General features: G+C 65.3%; 18 protein-coding genes and 1 tRNA gene. 13 read left to right on the top strand and 6 right to left on the bottom strand.

From position 1 onward, the window contains the following. Nucleotides 1–758 (top strand): TRCF domain-containing protein (locus tag EPO55_RS05960; RefSeq protein ID WP_363718603.1); only part of this gene is annotated, 758 nt, incomplete at its 5' end. Here the strand turns inward: EPO55_RS05960 and EPO55_RS05955 are convergent. The 3 genes from EPO55_RS05955 to EPO55_RS05945 are packed head-to-tail and all read right to left on the bottom strand — an operon-like array spanning nt 652 to nt 3,181. Continuing rightward, complete coding sequence (locus EPO55_RS05955) at nt 652–1,290, bottom strand: TetR family transcriptional regulator (protein ID WP_296335604.1); 639 nt, start codon at nt 1,288–1,290, stop codon at nt 652–654. The genes EPO55_RS05960 and EPO55_RS05955 overlap by 107 nt on opposite strands. A gap of 56 nt (nt 1,291–1,346) precedes the next feature. Next, nucleotides 1,347–2,006: a DsbA family oxidoreductase gene (locus EPO55_RS05950; protein WP_296335603.1), complete on the bottom strand. Its 660-nt coding sequence runs from the start codon at nt 2,004–2,006 to the stop codon at nt 1,347–1,349. Next, entirely contained in the window at nt 2,006–3,181 is a 1,176-nt protein-coding gene (locus EPO55_RS05945; protein ID WP_296335602.1) for an MFS transporter, read from the bottom strand. The genes EPO55_RS05950 and EPO55_RS05945 overlap by 1 nt, the downstream gene beginning before the upstream one ends. A gap of 139 nt (nt 3,182–3,320) precedes the next feature. Between EPO55_RS05945 and EPO55_RS05940 the strand changes: the two genes are divergently transcribed. Beyond that, nucleotides 3,321–4,076, top strand: coding sequence for a glucose 1-dehydrogenase (locus EPO55_RS05940; protein WP_296335601.1), 756 nt, complete (start codon nt 3,321–3,323; stop codon nt 4,074–4,076). Between the two features lie 3 nt (nt 4,077–4,079). Here EPO55_RS05940 and EPO55_RS05935 read toward each other — a convergent pair whose 3' ends face one another. Next, nucleotides 4,080–5,219: an alanine racemase gene (locus EPO55_RS05935; protein WP_296335600.1), complete on the bottom strand. Its 1,140-nt coding sequence runs from the start codon at nt 5,217–5,219 to the stop codon at nt 4,080–4,082. 15 nt (nt 5,220–5,234) lie between these two features. On the opposite strand from EPO55_RS05935, the gene EPO55_RS05930 reads away from it, so the two are divergent. Both EPO55_RS05930 and EPO55_RS05925 read left to right on the top strand, forming a co-directional pair. Beyond that, nucleotides 5,235–5,774, top strand: coding sequence for a CYTH domain-containing protein (locus tag EPO55_RS05930; RefSeq protein ID WP_296335599.1), 540 nt, complete (start codon nt 5,235–5,237; stop codon nt 5,772–5,774). Then, entirely contained in the window at nt 5,771–6,865 is a 1,095-nt protein-coding gene (locus tag EPO55_RS05925) for a mandelate racemase/muconate lactonizing enzyme family protein (RefSeq protein WP_296335597.1), read from the top strand. The genes EPO55_RS05930 and EPO55_RS05925 overlap by 4 nt, the downstream gene beginning before the upstream one ends. On the opposite strand, the gene EPO55_RS05920 is transcribed toward EPO55_RS05925, so the two are convergent. After that, nucleotides 6,846–8,498: a thiamine pyrophosphate-dependent enzyme gene (locus EPO55_RS05920; protein WP_296335595.1), complete on the bottom strand. Its 1,653-nt coding sequence runs from the start codon at nt 8,496–8,498 to the stop codon at nt 6,846–6,848. The genes EPO55_RS05925 and EPO55_RS05920 overlap by 20 nt on opposite strands. Nucleotides 8,499–8,725: 227 nt before the next feature. On the opposite strand from EPO55_RS05920, the gene EPO55_RS05915 reads away from it, so the two are divergent. After that, complete coding sequence (locus tag EPO55_RS05915) at nt 8,726–11,251, top strand: tetratricopeptide repeat protein (RefSeq protein WP_296335594.1); 2,526 nt, start codon at nt 8,726–8,728, stop codon at nt 11,249–11,251. 13 nt (nt 11,252–11,264) lie between these two features. Here the strand turns inward: EPO55_RS05915 and EPO55_RS05910 are convergent. Next, nucleotides 11,265–11,354 (bottom strand) — tRNA-Ser (locus EPO55_RS05910). A 141-nt stretch (nt 11,355–11,495) separates the two neighbouring features. On the opposite strand from EPO55_RS05910, the gene EPO55_RS05905 reads away from it, so the two are divergent. The 8 genes from EPO55_RS05905 (at nt 11,496) to EPO55_RS05870 (ending at nt 19,630) form a co-directional block, all read left to right on the top strand. Continuing rightward, on the top strand, nt 11,496–12,341 hold the full coding sequence (locus EPO55_RS05905) for a lytic murein transglycosylase (protein WP_296335593.1): 846 nt from the start codon (nt 11,496–11,498) through the stop codon (nt 12,339–12,341). Between the two features lie 93 nt (nt 12,342–12,434). After that, complete coding sequence (locus EPO55_RS05900; protein WP_296335592.1) at nt 12,435–13,406, top strand: septal ring lytic transglycosylase RlpA family protein; 972 nt, start codon at nt 12,435–12,437, stop codon at nt 13,404–13,406. After that, nucleotides 13,390–14,685: a D-alanyl-D-alanine carboxypeptidase family protein gene (locus EPO55_RS05895; protein ID WP_296335590.1), complete on the top strand. Its 1,296-nt coding sequence runs from the start codon at nt 13,390–13,392 to the stop codon at nt 14,683–14,685. Before EPO55_RS05900 ends, EPO55_RS05895 begins: the two co-directional genes overlap by 17 nt. Continuing rightward, a complete protein-coding gene (tmk, locus tag EPO55_RS05890) occupies nt 14,682–15,320 on the top strand; it encodes a dTMP kinase (protein ID WP_296335589.1) in 639 nt (212 codons plus the stop codon). Before EPO55_RS05895 ends, tmk begins: the two co-directional genes overlap by 4 nt. 4 nt (nt 15,321–15,324) lie before the next feature. After that, nucleotides 15,325–16,455 (top strand): DNA polymerase III subunit delta', encoded by a 1,131-nt coding sequence (locus EPO55_RS05885; protein ID WP_296335588.1) that lies wholly within the window; start codon nt 15,325–15,327, stop codon nt 16,453–16,455. A 64-nt stretch (nt 16,456–16,519) separates the two neighbouring features. Then, on the top strand, nt 16,520–18,073 hold the full coding sequence (gene metG, locus EPO55_RS05880; RefSeq protein ID WP_296335587.1) for a methionine--tRNA ligase: 1,554 nt from the start codon (nt 16,520–16,522) through the stop codon (nt 18,071–18,073). 1 nt (nt 18,074) lies between these two features. After that, a complete protein-coding gene (locus EPO55_RS05875) occupies nt 18,075–18,863 on the top strand; it encodes a TatD family hydrolase (protein WP_296335585.1) in 789 nt (262 codons plus the stop codon). Beyond that, nucleotides 18,854–19,630 carry an MBL fold metallo-hydrolase gene (locus EPO55_RS05870; RefSeq protein ID WP_296335584.1) on the top strand — a complete coding sequence of 259 codons (777 nt, stop codon included), beginning with the start codon at nt 18,854–18,856 and terminating at the stop codon, nt 19,628–19,630. Before EPO55_RS05875 ends, EPO55_RS05870 begins: the two co-directional genes overlap by 10 nt. Nucleotides 19,631–19,846 lie beyond the last annotated feature (216 nt).

Below are 19,846 nucleotides of genomic sequence, written 5' to 3'. Positions count from 1 at the left end.
CCCAGCTCTACCAGCTGCGCGGCCGCATCGGCCGTGGCAAGACCCGGGCCTATGCCTATCTCACGGTGCCGCCGGGCAAGGCGCTCAACGAGGCCGCCTCGAAGCGCCTCGACGTGATGCAGACCCTCGACACCTTGGGTGCCGGCTTCCAGCTCGCAAGCTACGATCTCGACATCCGCGGCGCCGGCAATCTCCTGGGCGAGGAACAATCCGGCCATATTCGCGAGGTCGGCATCGAGCTCTACCAGCAGCTCCTCGACGAGGCCGTGGCCTCGGCGCGGGGCCGGGCGGAGGAGGCCGAGAAGGCCGACTGGTCGCCGCAGATCAATCTCGGCATTCCGGTGCTCATTCCGGAGGAATACGTCGGCGAGCTCAGCGTGCGGATGGGGCTCTACCGCCGCATCGGTGCGCTCGAGAACCAGGCCGAGATCGACTCCTTCGCGGCCGAAATGGTCGATCGCTTCGGCAAGATGCCGGTGGAGGCCGAGTTCCTGCTGAACACGGTGGCCCTGAAGATGCTCTGCCGGGCCGCCAGCGTCGACCGGATCGATGCCGGCGAGAAGGCGCTCGTGCTGTCATTCCACGACAACAAGTTTGCCAGGCCCGACAAGTTGATCGCCTGGATCCAGAAGAATGCGCCGCTGGTCAAGCTCAGGCCCGACCATCGCGTGATCGTGCAGCGCGTTTGGGCCGACGAGCGGCAGCGGATTTCCGGCGTGACGTCGATTTTGGCCGGGCTCGCGAAACTGGCGGCTTGAGGAGCGTCTTCGTCGTCCGCCGCGCGCAGCGCAGCAGCCAGTCGCCGAGCCGCCTGTCGCCGGAGGCACGGGCAAGGATGACGGCACCGATCGCCAGGATCGCGGCGGCCGTGGCATCGGCGTCGAGCTTGCGACGGCGGCCGCGCGCCAGTTCGCCGATCGCGATGTGAAGCTGGTTGGCGTAGGCGAGTTGGGCCGCCAGAGGGCCGCGCGCCACGTCGCCGGGGAGGGCGGCCAGGGCGCAGGCGCGCGCGGTCGCCGCCAACGCGTCTTTGTCTAGGTATTCGTCGAGCACAGCCTCGACCTCACCGGCCCGCAGCCTGCCGGCCAGGCCGTATCCAGCCCGGACCGTCTCGGCGAACAGCGCGTCCTTCGACGTAAAGTGGGCGTAGAAGGCGCCGCGCGTGAGGCCAGCCGCCAGCATGATGTCGTCGATGTTGGTGCCGGCATGGCCGCGCAGCCGGAACAGCCGCGCGGCATGGTCGAGGATTTCGGCGCGGGTTCGGGCTTTGCGAGCGGGGCTTGCGGGCATTCCGACCTCATAATATGTCGATTAACATATCATATGTTATTCGACATATAAATTGCTCAGGCCGTCGATTGCGCCGCGCTGGTGGCTGCATCGCGCTCGGCGAGATTGAATACCTCGACGAAGGCGGACGGCGGCTGGGCGCCGGAAACGGCGTACTTTCGGTTCACGATGAAACATGGAACGCCGTTGATGCCGAGGCGGCGGGCATAGACGTCGGAGGCGACGACCTCCTGCCGGCCCTCGTCGCTCAGGAGATAGTTGCGCGTCATGGTCTCGTCGATGCCGGCGCGCACGGCGCAGGCGACGAGGGTGTCAAGGTCGCCGATGTCGAGCCCCTCCTCGAAATAGGCCTTGAAGAGCTCGGCCACGACCTCGTCCTGTGCCTCGCTCTTGGCACTCCAATGAACCAGCCGATGCGACAGAACTGTATTGGGCGTGCGCCGGATGCGGGAAAACTGGAACTCGATTCCCGCCTCCCGGCCGCTCTCGGCGATGGCCTGGTAGATCTGGCGGGGACGGTCGCCGCCGCCGAACTTGGCGCGGACATAATCGTCGCGGGTCATGCCCTCGGCAGGCATGTCGGGATTGAGCTGGAACGGCCGCCAGGAAATCGCCACATCGTTACGGCCGCTCAGCGCCAGGGCACGCTCGAAGCGGCGCTTGCCGATGTAGCACCAGGGGCAGATCGTATCCGAGACGATGTCGACGTAGATCATCACGCTGTTCCTTGCGACGCTCCCGGTATCGTACGCTTTTCGCGCCAGTGCAGGAAGAGACCGGCGCCCGCCGCCACCCAGAGGGCGATGGTTGTGAGCCAGGCGGCGCTCGGCCAGCCCGCCGCGGCGACCAGCGCGCCGGTGATCGGCGGCCCCAGCAGGCTGCCGATGTTCGAGCCCTGCATCAGCAGGCCGGTGGCGGCACCAGCGAGCTGCGGCCGCGGTGCGTGGACCGGGATCGCCGTGAACAAGGAGCCAGGAATGACCCCGATCACAGCCGAATAGATGCCCGCCAGCACCAGCCGCAGCACGTCCGGCACGCCGTCGACGAAAATGCCGGCGGCGCAGAACGACATCGTGATTGCGGCGCCGACGATCACGACGACGCGCGACACGCCATGATGCAGCAGCCAGCCGGCCGACAGATTGCCGGTGATGTTCACCATGGCGACCAGGGCGGTCACGATGGCGGCAGTCGAGGTCGAGAAGCCAAGACGATCGATCTGCAGCGTGGGCAGGAAGCCCACGACCGCGAACCAGCAGCAGGAATAGGCGCCGAAGCAGAGAGCTATGGCCAATGGGCCGCCGCTGGTCGCCACTTCCCTCATTTCTTCAAGCACCGGGTGATGGCTGGTCGGCAGGCGGTCGAGTTCACGCCGCTTCAAGGCGCCCAGGAGCAGGGCGGCGAGCATGAGAGCCGACACGGCCGACGCCACCAGCCAGACGACCCGCCATGAGGTGTCGGGCAGGATCATTGCGGCGATCAGCATCATCGTGCCGGCGCCGGCCGGCATGTAGGTGGTCCACACCGCCATCGTGAGCCGCTGATCGGCGGTGCTGGCGATGCGCAGCAGCAGAGTGGGCACCGCCACCGCAACAGCGATGAACCCGAGACCCTCGACCACGCGCCACACCAACAGGAGATCGACGCCGCCGGCGAAGGCGCCGAGCAGGCTCGCCAGGGCACAGAGACCCGTTCCCAGCAGAACCAGACGGCGGTGACCGAAGCGGTCGGCGGTGAGCGCGATCGCCATGCCGCCCAGCGCCGTGATCAGGTTGACGGTCGAGAGCAGCCAACCGGCCTGACGCAGGCTCGCCCCAAGATCCTCGCGGATCGATGGGATCGACGGCGGAACCTTGCCGACATGGAAGGCGGCAACGATGCCCGCGGCCACCAGCAGACCGACCAGCGGCCAGGGCGTGCGCGATACTGGCTTCAGTACTGCACCCGCGCGCCCTTGAGACCGAGATCCATGTTTCCTCCGGATGTGGCGCTCGCCTATAAGGCGAGCATGAAACAAGGGAGCCGCGGCGATGTCCAAGCTATTCGACCTTAGCGGCAAGGTGGCGTTGGTCACCGGCGCGTCGTCGGGGCTTGGTGCTCATTTCGCGCATTGCCTCGGCGCTGCGGGCGCATCGGTCGTGCTGGCCGCTCGCCGCGCTGAGCGCCTGGCGTCTCTGCAGGCGGAACTGGAAAAGAAGGGCGTTAAGGCTACCGCCGTCGATCTTGACGTGCAGTCGGGCACGTCGATCACCACTGCCCTCGAGGCAGCCGGGCCGCTGGACATCGTCGTCAACAATGCCGGCATCTCGATCGTGAAGCCGGCACTCGACATGCCGGAGGAAGACTGGGACTCCGTCGTCGATACCAACCTGCGCGGCGCCTGGCTGGTGGCGCAGGGAGCGGCCAGACGCTGGGTGGTCGACAAGCGGCCGGGTGTCATCGTCAACATCGCCTCGATCCTGGGGTTGCGCACCATCGGGCAGGTGGCGCCCTACAACGCCTCCAAGGCCGGCCTCATTCACCTCACGCGGGCGCTGGCGATGGAGTGGGCGCGCCATGACATCCGGGTCAATGCGATCTGCCCCGGCTATATCGAAACCGAAATGAACAGCCCGTTCTGGAAGACGCCGGGTGGCCAGCGTCTGATCGAACGCATCCCTCAGCGCCGCATCGGCCAACCTGGGCATCTCGACGGGGCGCTGCTGTTGCTGGCGTCCGAGGCCGGCGCGTTCATGACCGGCAGCATCGTGACCGTCGACGGCGGCCACACAGTGAATTCGCTGTAGCGTTTACCAGCCGTTGATGCGGTCGTAGACGTCAACCACGGACTTGCCGCCGTCGAGATCGCTGTCGACAACGTAGTAGCGGTCGTATGCCGCCGCGGTGATACAGGCATGATTGGGCAGGATGCGGACCCGCGAGCCCACCGGGAGGGCGGCGTAGGGCAGGGGATCGTCGGAGCCCACGAAGCCGTGCTCCTGCGAGCAGTCGACCACTGCGAGGCCACCAGTCGAAGTGCCGGCGATCGTACCGAAGCCAACCTTGGGCTGGAACTCCTGGGCGCTGATATCCTTGGACAAAGCCAAGGCACCGGCATCGACCAGCAACTGGTTGCGATGCGGATAGTGACCGATCACCGAGGCAAGGACCGAGAGCGCGAGATCGCCGGTAGCGCAGGAGCCGATGAACTCCTGGTCGAGGTCGTTGAAGACATAGACACCCGGCCGCATCTCGGTGATCCCGGTGAAATCGCGCGAGTGCATGGCCGTCGGCGTCGAGCCACCGGACACGATCGGGCAGGGGATGCCTGCCGTGCGCAGCGCCTCGGCTGCGCCCACGATCGCGCGGCGTTCCTGTTCGGCGACGGCGGCAATGCCGCCGGGCGTGCTCTGATGATACGAGTGGCCGGCGTGGGTCATGACGCCGGCCAGTTCGACGCCTGGCGCAGCGTGCAGGACCGCGGCGATGTCGAGCAGGCCCGGCAGTTCCGGAAAGGGCAATCCGGCACGGCCGGCGCCGCTGTCGATCTCGATGAAGACGGAAAACGTGTCGCCCGCCGCGGCGGCCGCTGCGATGGCCCTGGCGACCGCCAGATTGTCCGTCACCACGCGCAGGTTGACGCCCTTGCGGCGCAGCTCGGCGATGGCCGGCAGCTTCGCCGGCACGATGCCGACGCCGTAGAGAATGTCCTTGAAGCCGCCGTCGGCGAAGTAGCGCGCTTCCGCCAGGGTCGACACCGTGATGCGGCCGTCATGGCCCTCGACGGCCATGCGGCCGACCTGGATGGATTTCGCGGTCTTGAGGTGGGGACGCAGCATTACGCCGGCATCACGGAGGCGGTCGCTCATGCGCTTGAGGTTGCGCCGCAGGATCGCCCGGTCGAGAATGAGCGAGGGCGTCGGGAGTTCGTCGATCGTCTGTATGGCCATGGTAACAATTCTAGCATGCCGATCGAAAACGAACGCAAATTTGTCCTCGACGACGATGGCAAGCTCGAAGCGCGCCTGGCGCAGGTGCCCGGCGTGACGCGTTCCTTGCTTCGGCAAGCCTATCTCGATGCTCCCGGGCTGCGTATCCGGTCGGTGGAGACCGACGGCAAGCGCGCTCACGTCTTCACCTACAAGCGGGAGATCGCGGGCCAGGTGGTGGAGATCGAAACCGACATCGTCGCCTCGGATTTCGACCGCCTGTGGACCGAGCGCCGCGAGTCGCTGCGCAAGACGCGCTATTCATGGCCGGACGGACGCTTCCACTGGGATGTCGACTTCTTCAAGAACGATGACGGCCAGACATACTTCGCCATGGCCGAAGTCGAAATGCCCGAGAATGACACGACGCCACCGCCGCTCTCGGCTCGCCTCACCAGCCACTTCCTCGCTGACGCGCCGCACCGCGATCCGCGTTTCACGTCCAAGCGGTTGGCCGACCAGTCTTTTGCCGAGAAACTTCTCGCCGACATACGCTTGAAAGGTAAAGTCGAATGAAGATCGCCCGCATCGACAGCCACTCGGTCAAGGTGCCTTACACCTTCGGGGGCAGCCACAAAGGCGAAGGCCTGCGCACCTGGACGACCAACAACATCCTGCTCGTCCGGGTCGAAACCGACACCGGCCTGGTCGGCTGGGGCGAGGCCTTCTGCTACGGCTGTACCGACGCGGTGAAGGCCGCGCTCCACAACATGGTGGCGCCCCTTGCGATTGGACAGGACGCACGCGACATCGCCGGCCTCTCTTACGACCTGCAGCAGAAGCTGCACCTGTTCGGCCGCTACGGTCTCACCATCTTCGCCCTGTCAGGCCTCGACATCGCGCTGTGGGACATCGCCGGCAAGGCGGCCAACCTGCCGCTCTATCGTCTGCTGGGCGGCGCGCGGCGCGATGGCTTGCCGGCCTACGCCAGCCTGCTGAAGTATCGCGATCCCGAGAAGGTCGCGGCGCGGACCGCGCAGGCGGTCGCCGAAGGCTACCGTCACATCAAGCTACACGAGACCGAGGAGCCCGAGGTGCGCGCGGCGCGCGAGGCGGCGGGCGACGGTGTTGCAATCATGGTCGACACCAACTGCCCGTGGACGCCCGAGCAGGCACGCCACATGACCCTGAAGCTTCGGCCGTACGATCTCTTCTGGCTGGAGGAGCCGATCTTCCCACCCGAGGATTTCACCGCGATCGCCAAACTGCGTGCTGGCACGGGCGTTGCCATGGCGGCCGGCGAGAATCTCTGCACATCCTTCCAGTTCCGCGAGATGCTCGCAGCCGGTGCCGTCGACTACGCCCAGCCCAGCGTCACCAAGGTGGGCGGCATCACGGAGTTCCTGAAGGTGGCAACGCTCTGTGACGCCGCGGGCGTCACCCTGATGCCGCACTCGCCCTATTTCGGGCCGGGCTTCCTTGCGACCCTGCATCTCCTGGCGGCGCACGGCACGCCGGGCGGCATGATCGAGCGCTACCACATGGACCTGGAAGCAAGCCTCTACGGCGAACTCATCATGCCGAAGGATGGCAGATTTGCACTGCCGACCGGGCCGGGGCTGGGCCGAGACCCCGACCCCGATGTGATCAAGACTTACGGGGCCTGATCCGCGGTACCTGGACCAGCGGCCACGGGTCGGGAAGCTGGCCGACCGGACAGTCGATCAGCATCGGGCCACCCTTGGCGATGCCACGCGAGATCGCCGTGCCCAGTTCCTCCGGCGATTTCACCCGCACCGCATCGAGGCCAAAGCTCTCCGCCAGCTTGACGAAGTCGGGATTGCGCAGGTCGCTGGCGATCGTGCGGTTGTTGAACGACTGCTGCTGGATGCGGCGGACGTTGCCGTAGGCGCCGTCGCTGAAGACAACGGCCACGACGCCGATGCCGTGCTGGGCGGCCGTCGCCATTTCCATCGCAGTGAACAGAAAGCCGCCATCGCCGCTGATCGACACGACCGGCGTGTCGGGCCTGGCGCTCTTGGCGCCGAGCGACGTGGCATAGCCCCAGCCCAGCGTACCCTGGTAGCCCGGCGAGAGGAACGTGCGGGGCTTGTAGGTCGGGTAGGCGAGGCGGGCGGCGTAGCCCATCTGGGTCAGTTCATCGACCAGGATGCCGTCTTCCGGCAGCGCCCTGCGGATGGCCTCGAGGTAGCCGATCTGCGGCGCCAGCGTCTCGCGGATCCTTTTGGCGGCCGCCGCTTTCGTCTCGGCGACGGCTTCGGCGCGACCGTTGCGCTTGGCGTTGTGCCCGGCCAGCCGATTCGCCAGGGCCTTCAGCGTCGCGGCGGCATCGCCAACGATGCCGATCTCCGGCTTGCGTTGGCGATCGAGTTCCTCGGAGTCGATATCGATGCGAATGATCTTGAGCGAGTCGTCGAGCCCCCAGTTCTGCTGCTGCGGCTGCAGCCGCGTGCCAACGGCCAGCACGACGTCGGCCTCGCCCCAAAAGCGATAGCCGGCCGGCATGGTGACCGACAATTTGTGCCGGCCGTCCAGCACGCCCTGTCCCATGCGTCCGGTCATGACCGGCGCGTCGAGCATTTCGGCGATCAGGCGAACCCACTCGCCGGCCTCCTGCGCGCCGCCACCGACCACGATCAGCGGTCGGGCGGCCGCACCCAGGAGTTTGACCGCACGCTCGACGGCCTCCTCGTCGACAGGGCAGGGATCGGGTCGAGCCGGCTCGGCGATCAGTTCCACCGGAGCCCGCCGCGCCCAGGTGTCCATGGCGCACTCGAGGCCGACCGGACGCGGCCGACCGGAGAGCAGGCGGCGGAACGCCTCGTTCACCATGCCAGGGGCCTCCGCCGGTGAGCGCAGGCGATCGGCCCACTTCGTAAGGCCGCGCATGATCGAAAGCTGGTCCGGCAACTCGTGCAGCAGGCCCACGTTGCGACCGATCATCGCCTGCTGGATCTGTCCCGTGAGCGCAAATACCGGCGCATTGACGGCATAGGCCGTCGACAGTGCCGCCGTTGTGTTCAGGAACCCCGGCCCCGGCACCACGACGTAGGCAGAGGGCTTACCGGTCGCCATGGCATGGCCCAGGGCCATGTAGGCACAAGCCTGTTCATGTCGCGCATGGATGGGGCGGATGGCATTGGTGCGGTCGTACAAGGCGTCGAAGAACGGATCGTTCTGGACGCCGGGCAGGCAGTAGATCGTGTCGATGCCGTTCACTTCCAGCATCGACACGACAGCCTGGGCGGTGGTCAGGGGGGAGATGGCGAGCGTTTGCATCGTGCCAGTCTACACGAGTTCCCGACTTGCGGATTGCCGGCGCTCGGCTGCCAAAATGCGAGGCCCGGTCGATCGCTTCGGTGACATTCCGCCCGATGTGGCGCGATTGTGTCCGGCACCGTCATTGTACGCTTTCCTGACGCTTGAAAAGTCGGGAAATGCTGTCACTTATGGTCGCGAACCGCGGGTCGGCATTGGGGGCCACAAGCGGTGCCACGAGGTACGTCATGTGGGTTTTTGTGGGTCGCATTGCGCTTGGCCTGGCCGCCTGTGTCGCGAGCGCCAGCATGCTCGGCTGGAGCCTTGCGCCGGCCTATGGCCAGGCGCCGGCCAAGCCGGCGCAGCAGCCAGCCAAGCCTGCACCATCGGCTCAACCCAGCCCGGCGGATGTCTGCAACGGGCTGACGGGCGCAGATGCGGCGCAGAAAGTGATCGCGTGCACGGAGGCGATCAAGAGCGGTTCGCTCGCCGGCGGTCCGCTGGCTCTGGCCTACCTCAATCGTGGCCTGTCGGAGAGCGGCGCGGGTAGCCCGGCACGTTCCAAGGCTGATTACCGGGAAGCGATTCGAATCTTCAACGAAGCGATCAACGCCGCACCGACCAATCCCTACCTCTACACCCAGCGCGGCGTCGTCTATCAGACCATCGGCGAGGCCGACCGCGCGATCATCGACTACAGCGACGCCATCCGCCTTGCACCACGGGAGACCTACCCGCTGATCAGTCGCGCCGTCGTGCTGTACACCAGAAAAGACAACAACGAGGGCGCGATCGCCGACTTAACTGCGGCGTTGAAGATCAACCCCCGGGAGATCAGCGCCTATATCAACCGCGGCATTGTCTATCGAAAAAAGGGTGACCTGAACAAGGCCATCACGGACTTTACCGACGCGATCAAGTTGCTGCCGCCCAAGATCGAGCCGGTGCGCGCCACTCTGCTTCCGGATGCGGTAACGAGCCAGCTGGCGCCGCAGACGAAGGACCAGAACAGGATCGCGCTCCAGGGCGCGTACGTCTACTTCCAGCGCGGCTTGTCATACTACGACAAGAATCTCTACGATCAGGCCATTGCAGACTTCAGCGAGGCCATTCGCCTCAATCCGAATGACGGTTCATCGTGGGTCGGCCGCGGCGCTGCCTACATGTACAAGAATGACCTGAAGAAGGCGATCTCCGACTTCGACGAAGCGATCAAGCTGGCGCCGGGACAAGCCTTCACCCACATGCAGCGGGTAATTGCCTACCACCGGATCGGCGATGCCGACGGTGCGATCGAGGACTACAGCGCCGCAAGCAAGCTCACGCCCAAGGACCCTTCGCCGCTCGTCAATCGCGGCATCGTTCTCTACACCAAGAAAGGAAAGTTCGACGAAGCCATCGCGGACTTCGACGCGGCACTCAAACTCAATCCGAAAGAGGTGAACGCGCTCATCAATCGTGGCGTCACATATCGTCAAAAGAACAATCCCGATCGCGCGATCACCGACTTTACCGAAGCATTGAAACTCGGCATGCAGACCGCCGAGATCCTGCGGTTGCGCAAGGAAGGTCCGGGCGCGATGGACGGCGAGAAGGCGCAAGCGGCGGATCAGGTGGCGAACGCCTACTACCAGCGTGGCATGGCGCAGGTCGACAAGCAGGAATACGACGACGCGCTCAAGGATTTCGAATCCGCCATGCAGATCAATCCCAAGGAACCGCGCGCCTTCCTCGGGCGTGGCGCCGCCTATCTGAAAAAAGGCGACGCGGAGCAGGCCGTCAAGGATCTGAACGAGGCGATTCGGCTGGCACCGGGCATGGCGTTCGCCTACTTCGAGCGCGGTACGGCTTACCATCGCATCGATGACTACAAGAACGCGATCGCCGATTACACCGAGTCGATCAAAATCGATCCGAAGGAACCTCTGGCGTATGTCAACCGCGGTATGGCGTACATCTTTCAGAACAAGCCCGACGACGCCGTTGCGGATTTCGATGCAGCGCTCAAGCTCAGCCCCGACAACATCAACGCGCTCACTCAGCGCGGCTATGCCTACGCCTTGAAGAAGGATTTTTCCAAGGCCATCGCTGATGTCAGCGAAGCTCTGAAGTTGAGCCCGGCCGATCCAACGGCCAACTACTACCTGGGGCTCGTCTACTCACTTCGTGGTGACAACGCTCGCGCGATCGAGGAAATCACCGACGCCATACGTGCCGACCCTACGAACCCGCGGTTCTACAGCAGCCGTGCCGCCATCTACAGCGGGCTTGGCGACTATGAGAGTGCGATCGAGGATTTCGACAAGGTGATCAAGCTCCGCCCCAAGGATCCCAACAACTATCTCAATCGTGGCATCGCCTACTTCAGCAAAGGCGACTACGAGAGGTCGATCGCCGACTACACAGAGGCGCTTCAGCTGGATGCCAGGATGGTACCGGCCCTGAACAACCGCTGCATGGCCCATGCGGTGGTCGGCCGGGACCTGAATCAGGCCGTCGCGGATTGCGACGAGGCTCTGAAGCTCGAGCCCAAGGATCCTTTCGTGCACATCAACCGCGGGCTGGTTGAGCTGAAGCAAGGCCAGTACGCAAAGGCGATCACCGAGTATGACGCCGCGCTGGCCATCGACCCGCAGCGCGCCCGCGCGTACTACGGTCGTGGCCTGGCAAAGGTAAAGACCGGCGACAAGGCCGGCGGTGATGCCGATATCCTGACAGCCAAGGGCTTGCAGCCGAACGTTGCCGAGGAGTTCGCGCGATACGGCGTGAACTAGGCCGCCGCCGCGTTGGCGGATGGGGTGGGATTCGAACCCACGGTGAGCGTGAACCCACGCCGGTTTTCAAGACCGGTGCCTTAAACCGCTCGGCCACCCATCCGGGATGCGTTTGTTACTCCGTCCGGAGCAACCGGTACATATCCCGATTGTCGCCATGAATCCTGCTAGAATTACCGGATATCGCTCCTCCCACCGCTTCACCCCACGGTCGCTCATGATCAATCGACGAATGTTGTGTGCGATGGCAGCGCTCACACCCCTGCCGGCCCTGGCCCAGACGAGCGAGGCCAAGTTTGCCGCATGGTTGCGCGGCGTGCGTGCCGAGGCGGCGCGCGCGGGTGTGGACGAAGGCACCCTCGCGGCGGCCCTCGACGGGATCGAGGAAGTGCCCCGGGTGATGGAACTCGCGCGCAATCAACCCGAATTCAAGATGACGTTCGAACGCTACCAGGAGATCGTCGTCTCACCCGAGCGGATAAGCCGCGGCCGAGCGCTGCTGGCGGAGAACCGGAGCGCCATCGACCGCTTTGCCGTGCCCGCGGGTGTTCCGGCGTCGATCGTCGTCGCCTTGTGGGGAATCGAAAGCAACTATGGCACCCGGCTCGGCGATTTCGACGTCGTGCCGGCGCTCGCCACGCTGGTCTATAATGGATTCCGCGCCCAGTTCTTCCGAGCCCAGCTGATCGCAGCACTCAAGATCCTGTCGCAGGGGCACGTCGGCTTGGCCGCGATGAAGGGCTCATGGGCCGGCGCCATGGGCCAGTGCCAGTTCATTCCGACCAGCTTCATTGCCTATGCCGCCGACGGCGATGGCGACGGCCGGATGGACATCTGGACGAACAAGCTCGACGTCTTCGCCTCGATCGTGAACTACCTGCGGCGGGTCGGCTGGCGGCCGGGCGTGCGCTGGGGCGAGGAAGTGCCGGCGGGAACGGCGGCGGCGCAGGGCACTCGCATCGTCCGTCCGGCTGGCGCGGGCGGACCGACGTTCCAGACGACCGAGAATTTCCGCGCCATCCTGCGCTGGAATCAGTCCGATTTTTTCGCCCTTGCGGTGGGCTTGCTCTCGGACCGGATCGCCGCATAGTCCCCTGAGACGAGCTGGCTCCACCCGTCGCCCAAGATGATGTATGATACTGCCACCATGCGGCTATCCCTAGTAAGCTCAAGCTTAGATTTAATGGCACTCGTCCGCGCCTGTGGCGCCATCCTAATAATTGCCTGCCTGGGCGCCTGTGGTTCGACCTCGGGCGGCAAGGGCAGTGCGGGAACGGCCCAGCGCGGCGCCTACAAAGTCGGCGCCCCCTACAAAATCGACGGCGTCTGGTACACGCCGAAGGAAGAATTCAACCATGTAGAAACCGGCGTCGCGTCCTGGTACGGGCCGGGCTTCCACGGCAAATCGACCGCCAACGGCGAGCGCTACGACCAGGCCGACCGCACCGCGGCGCACCGAACCCTGCAGATGCCTTCGATCGTCAGGGTCACCAACCTCTCCAACGGCCAGTCGACCGTGGTCCGGATCAACGATCGCGGCCCGTTTGCAAGCAATCGGGTGATCGACCTGTCGCGCACCGCCGCCCAGGAACTCGACATCATCCGCAATGGGACTGCCCGGGTCCGTATCGAGCAGCTCCAGGCGGAAAGCCTGGCGGTGAAGGAGGTTGCCATCAACGGAGGCGGACCGGCCGAGCAGCACGAGGCGGTCGCCCAGTTGGCCTCTGGCAGACGGGCGCCGCAGCCGCCCCAACAGGTCATGGCGACCGCGCAGCCAGCGGCGGCACCCCCTTCGACCCAGGTTCAGGCAGGGTGGCCCGCCAATCCGCGCAGCCCCGCCATTGCACAGGAGCAAACGACGGCAGCACCGGGCAAGAGCGGGCCCACGATCGCCTCTCTCGCCTCGACGTTGCCAACACCGTCGGGCGGTGGTTTCTACGTCCAGACCGGCTCTTTTTCGACGGCCGAGAATGCCGAACGCCAACGCGGCGCAGTGCGCAGCTACGGGTCTTCGGAGATTTCACAGGCCTCGGCCAGCGGACGCGATGTTTATCGCGTCAGGCTGGGGCCCTATACGACCTCGGATGCCGCCGGCATTGTCGCCGACCGACTGAAGCGGTCAGGTTATGGTGAGGCTCGTGTTGTTGGGGATTGATCGACTGCGCCCGGTGGTGGCGCTTTTCGCAGCGGCCTGCATCGCTGGGGCCGGCGTGGCCGCTTACGCCCAGCAACAGGACCCGCCGCGCCGACAGCAGACACAGCCGCAGAAACCCGCCGCCAGGACCAAGCCCCCGGCGGCAACGCCGGCCAAGCCAGCAACGCCTCCAGCCGCTGCGAAGACCGAGGCCCTGCCGCCCTCTCAGGTCGGCATCGGGACTTACGCCCGCCAGGGTTTCATGGTCGACCCGCAAACCTCGACGGTGATGCTGTTCAAGGATGCCGACCAGCCGATGGCGCCATCATCGATGTCGAAGATGATGACGATCTACATCATTTTCGAAGAACTGGCCGCGGGCCGGCTCAAGCTCGATTCACGCTTCCGGGTGAGTGAGCGCGCGCGAGCAATGGGTGGATCGCGCATGTTTCTCGAACTCGGCAGCGAAGTGTCGGTCGAGGATCTGATCAAGGGCATCATCGTCCTGTCGGGCAATGACGCTTGCGTGGTCATTGCCGAGGGACTGTCGGGCAGCGAGGAAAGCTTTGCGGAGCGCATGACCAAGCGTGGCCGCGAACTCGGCATGACTAAAACGGTGTTCAAGAACGCGTCGGGTTGGCCGGCCGAGGGGCAATTCACCACGGCGCGCGATCTCGCGGTGCTGGCGTGGCGCACGATCGACGACTACCCGAAACTCTACCGTTACTATTCGGAGACCAACTGGACCTATAACAACATCCGGCAGGAGAACCGCAACCGGCTGCTGAAGATCACGCCGGGTACCGACGGTCTGAAGACCGGCCACACCGAGGAGGGCGGCTATGGCCAGGCGACGTCGGCGCTGCGCGACGGCCGCCGTCTCATCCTCGTGGTCAATGGCCTCGCCTCCATGGCCGAACGCGCTCAGGAGACGTCCCGGCTGATGGAGTGGGGGTTCCGCGAGTTCACCAACACGACGATCTTCCGCGCCGGCGACACCGTCGTGGAAGCGCCGGTCTGGCTTGGCGCCCAGGACAAGGTGCCGCTGGTCGTCGCGCGCCCCGTCCAGATCACCGCGCCCACCGGCCAGGCTGTGTCGCCGCGTGTAGTTGCCCGCTTCGAGGGGCCGTTGCCGGCGCCACTTGTGAAGGGCACCAAGATCGGCACCGTCGCGGTGACGATCCCCGATGGCCGGGTCATCGAATATCCGCTCGAAGTCGGTGCCGACGTACCCCGCATGGGAGTCATCGGCCGCGTAACGACGATGATCCAGCATTACCTGTTTGGCTGGCTGTCGTGACCGACCCCGCCGCGGGGCGTTTCATCACGTTGGAAGGCGGTGAGGGGGCGGGGAAATCGACTCAGGTCGTGCGCCTCAAGGAGTGGCTGAAGGAACGAGGGCACGAGTCCGTGGCCACTCGAGAGCCCGGCGGCGCACCAGGGGCGGAGATGGTGCGCAAACTGCTGGTGGAAGGGCCCGTCGAACGCTGGGACGGCATCACCGAGGCGTTGCTGCATTTCGCCGCCCGGCGTGATCATCTGCGGTCGACGGTGTGGCCGGCGCTGAAGCGCGGCGCATGGGTGATCAGCGACCGGTTTGCCGATTCGACGATGGCCTATCAGGGTTATGGCCATGGCGCTGACCGCACGATGCTGGGCGCTCTTTACGACATGGCCGTCGGCGATTTCTGCCCCGACCTCACGCTGATCCTGGACCTCCCGGTCGAGACGGGACTGGCGCGCGCTGCCGCGCGGCGGGGCAGGGAAACGCGCTACGAAAGCCTGCCGATCGCCTTCCATGAGCGCGTTCGCGCCGGCTTTCTCGATATCGCCGCCGCCGATCCCAAGCGCTGCGTTGTGATCGACGCCGGCAAGGACATCGAGACCATCGCCGCGTCGATTGCCGACGCGGTGGGCAGCCGACTGGGAATCTGAAGCAGTGGCGAGAGGTAAGACCAGCGCCGACCCAGCCGAGCTCGAGAAGCTGGAGTGGCCCTATGATTGGTCGCCGCCCTGGCGCAGTCAGCATCTGGTCGGCCACGACGATGCGGAAAAGACCATGCTGGCCGCCCAACAAAGCGGGCGCCTGCATCATGCCTGGCTGCTGACCGGGCCGCGCGGCATCGGCAAAGCGACGCTCGCCTGGCGCTTTGCGCGCTTCCTGTTGTGCGGCCAGCAGCAGGGCGGCCTGTTCGGCGACGGACCGGAAAGCCTGGAGGTCGCACCGGATGCTCCGGGCCGGACGTTGGTCGATGCACGCTCGCATCCCGACCTGTTCCACCTCCGCCGTTCCCTCAATCCCGACACCGGCCGCATGCGGGCCGAGATCGCCGTCGATGACGTGCGCGGGCTCGGCGCCTTCATGCACATGACTCCGGCAATGGGAAAATGGCGGGTCGCCATCGTCGACTCGGCCGACGAGATGAACCGCAACAGCGCCAATGCGGTGCTGAAGGTCCTCGAGGAGCCGCCGCCCAACGCCGTCCTGCTGATCGTGGCCCACGCGCCGGGCCGCCTGTTGCCGACGATCCGGTCGCGCTGCCGGCGGCTCGCCCTGCAACCACTGGCCGACGAGACCGTCGTGCGCCTGATCGGAGACTATGCGCCGGATACGAAGCCCGAGGAGAGGCTCGCATTGGCGCGGCTGGCCGAAGGCAGCATCGGCCGCGCCCTGGAACTCGCCGGCGCCGGGAGCCTCGAACTCTACCGCGAGATGGTCGAGGTGCTGGCGACGCTGCCCGACCTCGACATGCCGCGTCTGCACGCCTTCGCTGAGCGCTTCGCCAAGCGCGGCGAGGAGGCCAATGCCGACTGGCGTTCGCTGAACTACCTGTTCGACGGCTGGCAGAAAGGGCTGGCGCGGCAATGGGCTCTGGGCGCCGAAGCTGCAGCCATCGTGCCGTCGGAGAGCGGTCTGAACGGCCGTTTGCTCGCCGCCGCCAGCCTTGATCGCTGGATGGAGGCATGGGAAAAGGTCGCCCATCTGTTGTCCCGTGCCGATGCCGTCAATCTCGACCGCAAGCAAACGGTTCTCGGCAGCTTCCTGGCTCTCCAAACGGCGATGCGCTGAGGCGCTGAACCCGGCGCTCCCGGAAGAGTGTCGGGGAAGGGCGACCGTTCGGAGTTCAATCATCATGTCGGGCCAAAGTACCTTCTACGTCACCACGCCGATCTACTACGTGAACGACGTGCCCCATATCGGGCACGCCTACGCGACGCTGGCTTGTGACGTGATGGCCCGTTTCAAGCGCCTCGACGGCTATGACGTGCATTTCCTCACGGGCACCGACGAGCACGGCCAGAAGGTCGAGAAGGCCGCCGAGGTGGCCGGGTTGTCGCCGCAGGCATTCACCGACAAGGTGAGTCAGTCGTTCCGCGATCTCATCGGTGTGATGAATTTCACCCCCGACGGTTTCATCCGCACGACCGAGAAACGCCACTACGCGGCCTGTCAGGCACTGTGGGAAAAGCTCGTCGCCGCCGGAGACATCTATCTCGGCAAATACGCCGGCTGGTACTCGGTGCGTGACGAGGCCTATTACGCCGACAGCGAGACCGAGGTCGGCACCGACGGCAAGCGGCGCGCCGGTCCGGTCGGCAACGAAGTCGAATGGGTCGAGGAGCCGTCGTATTTCTTCAAGCTCTCGGCGTGGGGCGACCGGCTGCTCGCGTTCTACGACAAAAACCCGCGCTTCATCGCGCCAGAAAGCCGGCGCAACGAGGTCATCAGCTTCGTGAAGGGCGGCCTGCAGGATCTCTCGGTTTCGCGCACTAGCTTTTCCTGGGGCATACCCGTGCCGGGCGATCCCAAGCACATCATGTACGTCTGGCTGGATGCGCTGACCAATTACATCACCGAGTGCGGCTATCCCGACGAGAGCAATCCGCTGTGGCGGTTCTGGCCGGCCGACCTGCACATCATCGGCAAGGACATCATCCGCTTTCATTGCGTGTTCTGGCCGGCCTTCCTGATGGCCGCAGGGGTGGCGGCACCAAAGCGGGTCTTCGCCTCAGGCTGGTGGACGACCGAAGGGCAGAAGATTTCCAAGTCGCTGGGCAATGCCATCGATCCGGTGGCCGCGACGGCAGAATTCGGGCTCGACCCGTTTCGCTATTTCTTGTTGCGTGAAGTTCCCTTCGGCAACGATGGGGATTTCCAGCGGCGCGCCCTGATCGGCCGCCTCAATGCCGATCTCGCCAACGCCTATGGCAATCTCTGCCAGCGCGTGCTGTCGATCGTGGCCAAGAATTGCGGGGAGAAGGTGCCGCCCAAGGGCACGCTTGTGGAGGCAGACACAGTACTGCTCGACCGCGCAAAAGGCCTGCTTGCCGTCGTGCGTGCAGAGTTCGACGAGCAAGCCTTCCATCGTGCGCTTACCTCGATCTGGGAAGTAATCGCCGACGCCAATCGTTATGTCGATGCGCAAGCACCGTGGGCCCTCGCCAAGACCGACCCGGTACGCCGCGACACGGTGCTGTGGGTCCTGGCCGAGACCATCCGGCGGGTGACGCTGCTGGTGCAGCCCTTCATGCCCGACTCGACCGGCAAGATCCTCGATCAGCTCGCTGTGCCGGTCGAGGCGCGGACCTTCGCTGCGTTCGACCGCGAACTTGTCTCCGGAACGACGCTGCCCAAGCCGCAAGGCGTGTTCCCGCGCTTCGTCGAACCGGCCGCCGCGGCAAGCTGACATGCTGATCGACAGCCACTGCCATCTCGACTTTCCCGAGCTCGCCGGCGACGAGGCAGGGGTGCTGGCGCGCGCCCGAACGGCGGGCGTGGCCGGGATGCTGACGATCGGCACCAGACTCGACCAGTTCGAGCGTGTCCGGGCCATTGCCGAGCGCCACGGCAACATCTGGTGCTCGGTCGGCGTCCATCCGCATGAGGCGAAGGAGGAGGGGCAACGTACGCCGGATCGGCTGATCGAGGCCGCGCGCCACCCCAAGGTCGTGGGCATCGGCGAGACGGGCCTCGACTTCTACTACGAGCATAGTCCGCGCGACGAACAGGCGGAGAGCTTTCGTGCCCATATTGCCGCGTCGCGCCAAACCGGCTTGCCGTTGATCGTCCACACAAGGGATGCCGACCGCGAAACCATCGACATTCTCCAGGAAGAAGCGGGCAAGGGGGCTTTCCCCGGCCTGATCCATTGCTTCACATCGGGGCCTGACGTCGCGCGCTGCGCGCTGGCGCTCGGCTTCTACATTTCGATTTCAGGCATCGTGACTTTCAAGGCGGCGGAGGGCCTGCGCGGTATCGTCCGGGATATCCCGCTCGACCGGCTGCTGGTGGAGACCGATTCGCCCTACCTTGCGCCGGTGCCGAAGCGCGGCAAGACTAATGAACCGGCCTATGTCGCCCATACCGCTGCCAAGGTCGCCGAACTCAAGGGCGTGAGCATCGCTGAACTCGAAGCGGCCACCACGGCCAATTTCTTCCGGCTGTTCGCCAAGGCGGAGCGCCAGCGGTGCGGGTGACGATCCTGGGCTGCGGCACCTCCGGGGGCGTTCCGCGGCCGGGCGGCAAGGACGGGCTGGGCGAGTGGGGGGCGGCCAACCCCGAGGACGGCCGCAACCAGCGACGGCGGTGCTCCATCCTGGTTCAGGACAAGGGCAAGACCCTATTGGTCGACACCTCGCCCGACCTGCGCTCGCAATTGCTCGACGCCCGGGTCGAACGGGTCGATGCGGTGATCTGGACGCACGAGCACGCCGACCAGGTCCACGGCATCGACGACCTGCGGCCCTATGCGATCCGCCAGGGCAGGATCGAAGCCTGGGCGGACGAGCGGACACTTGCGATCCTGCGACGGCGGTTCGGCTACTGCTTCGAGGCCGAGGGCAGCGGCGTCTACAATCCGATCTATCAGCCCAACCTGATCGAGGGGCCTTTTCAGGCCGCCGGGCTACCGGTGATGCCCTTCGTTCAGGACCATGGGCTGGCGCCTTCGATGGGCTTTCGGTTTGGGCAGCTGGCCTATGCCAACGACGTCGTCGCGCTGCCGGAGAGCGCCTTCGCGGCCATTGCCGGGGTCGAGGTATTGATCGTCGACGCCATGCGGTTTCGCCCGCATCCGACCCATGCCCACCTCGATCGGGCGCTCGAATGGATTGCCCGGGTTCGTCCGGTCCGGGCTTTTTTGACCAATCTTCACGTCGATATGGATTATGCTGAGATCGACCGTTTGACGCCGCCGCATGTGCATCCCTGCAGGGATGGTCTGATCATCGATCTCAATGATTAAATCGATCTCAATGATTAATAAGTATTATATAGTAGGCACTTAAGAGATATTCCTAATATGGAAGATGAAGTAAAACAAAAGGAGTCCGGTCGCCGGCTGTTCCTGGCAACGGCTGGGGCCGCGCTGTGCCTTCCATTCTCGGCGCGCGCCAACGACAAACTCGATGCCGGCGGCCTCACGTTCCTGGACTTTGCGACGCTCGAAGATCGGAAGAGC

It is taken from the genome of Reyranella sp., from assembly GCF_004296935.1.
In the GTDB taxonomy this organism is placed as follows: Bacteria; Pseudomonadota; Alphaproteobacteria; order Reyranellales; family Reyranellaceae; genus Reyranella.
The sequence above is the reverse complement of the archived record's forward strand: the minus strand, read 5'-3'. Positions and strand labels throughout refer to the sequence as shown.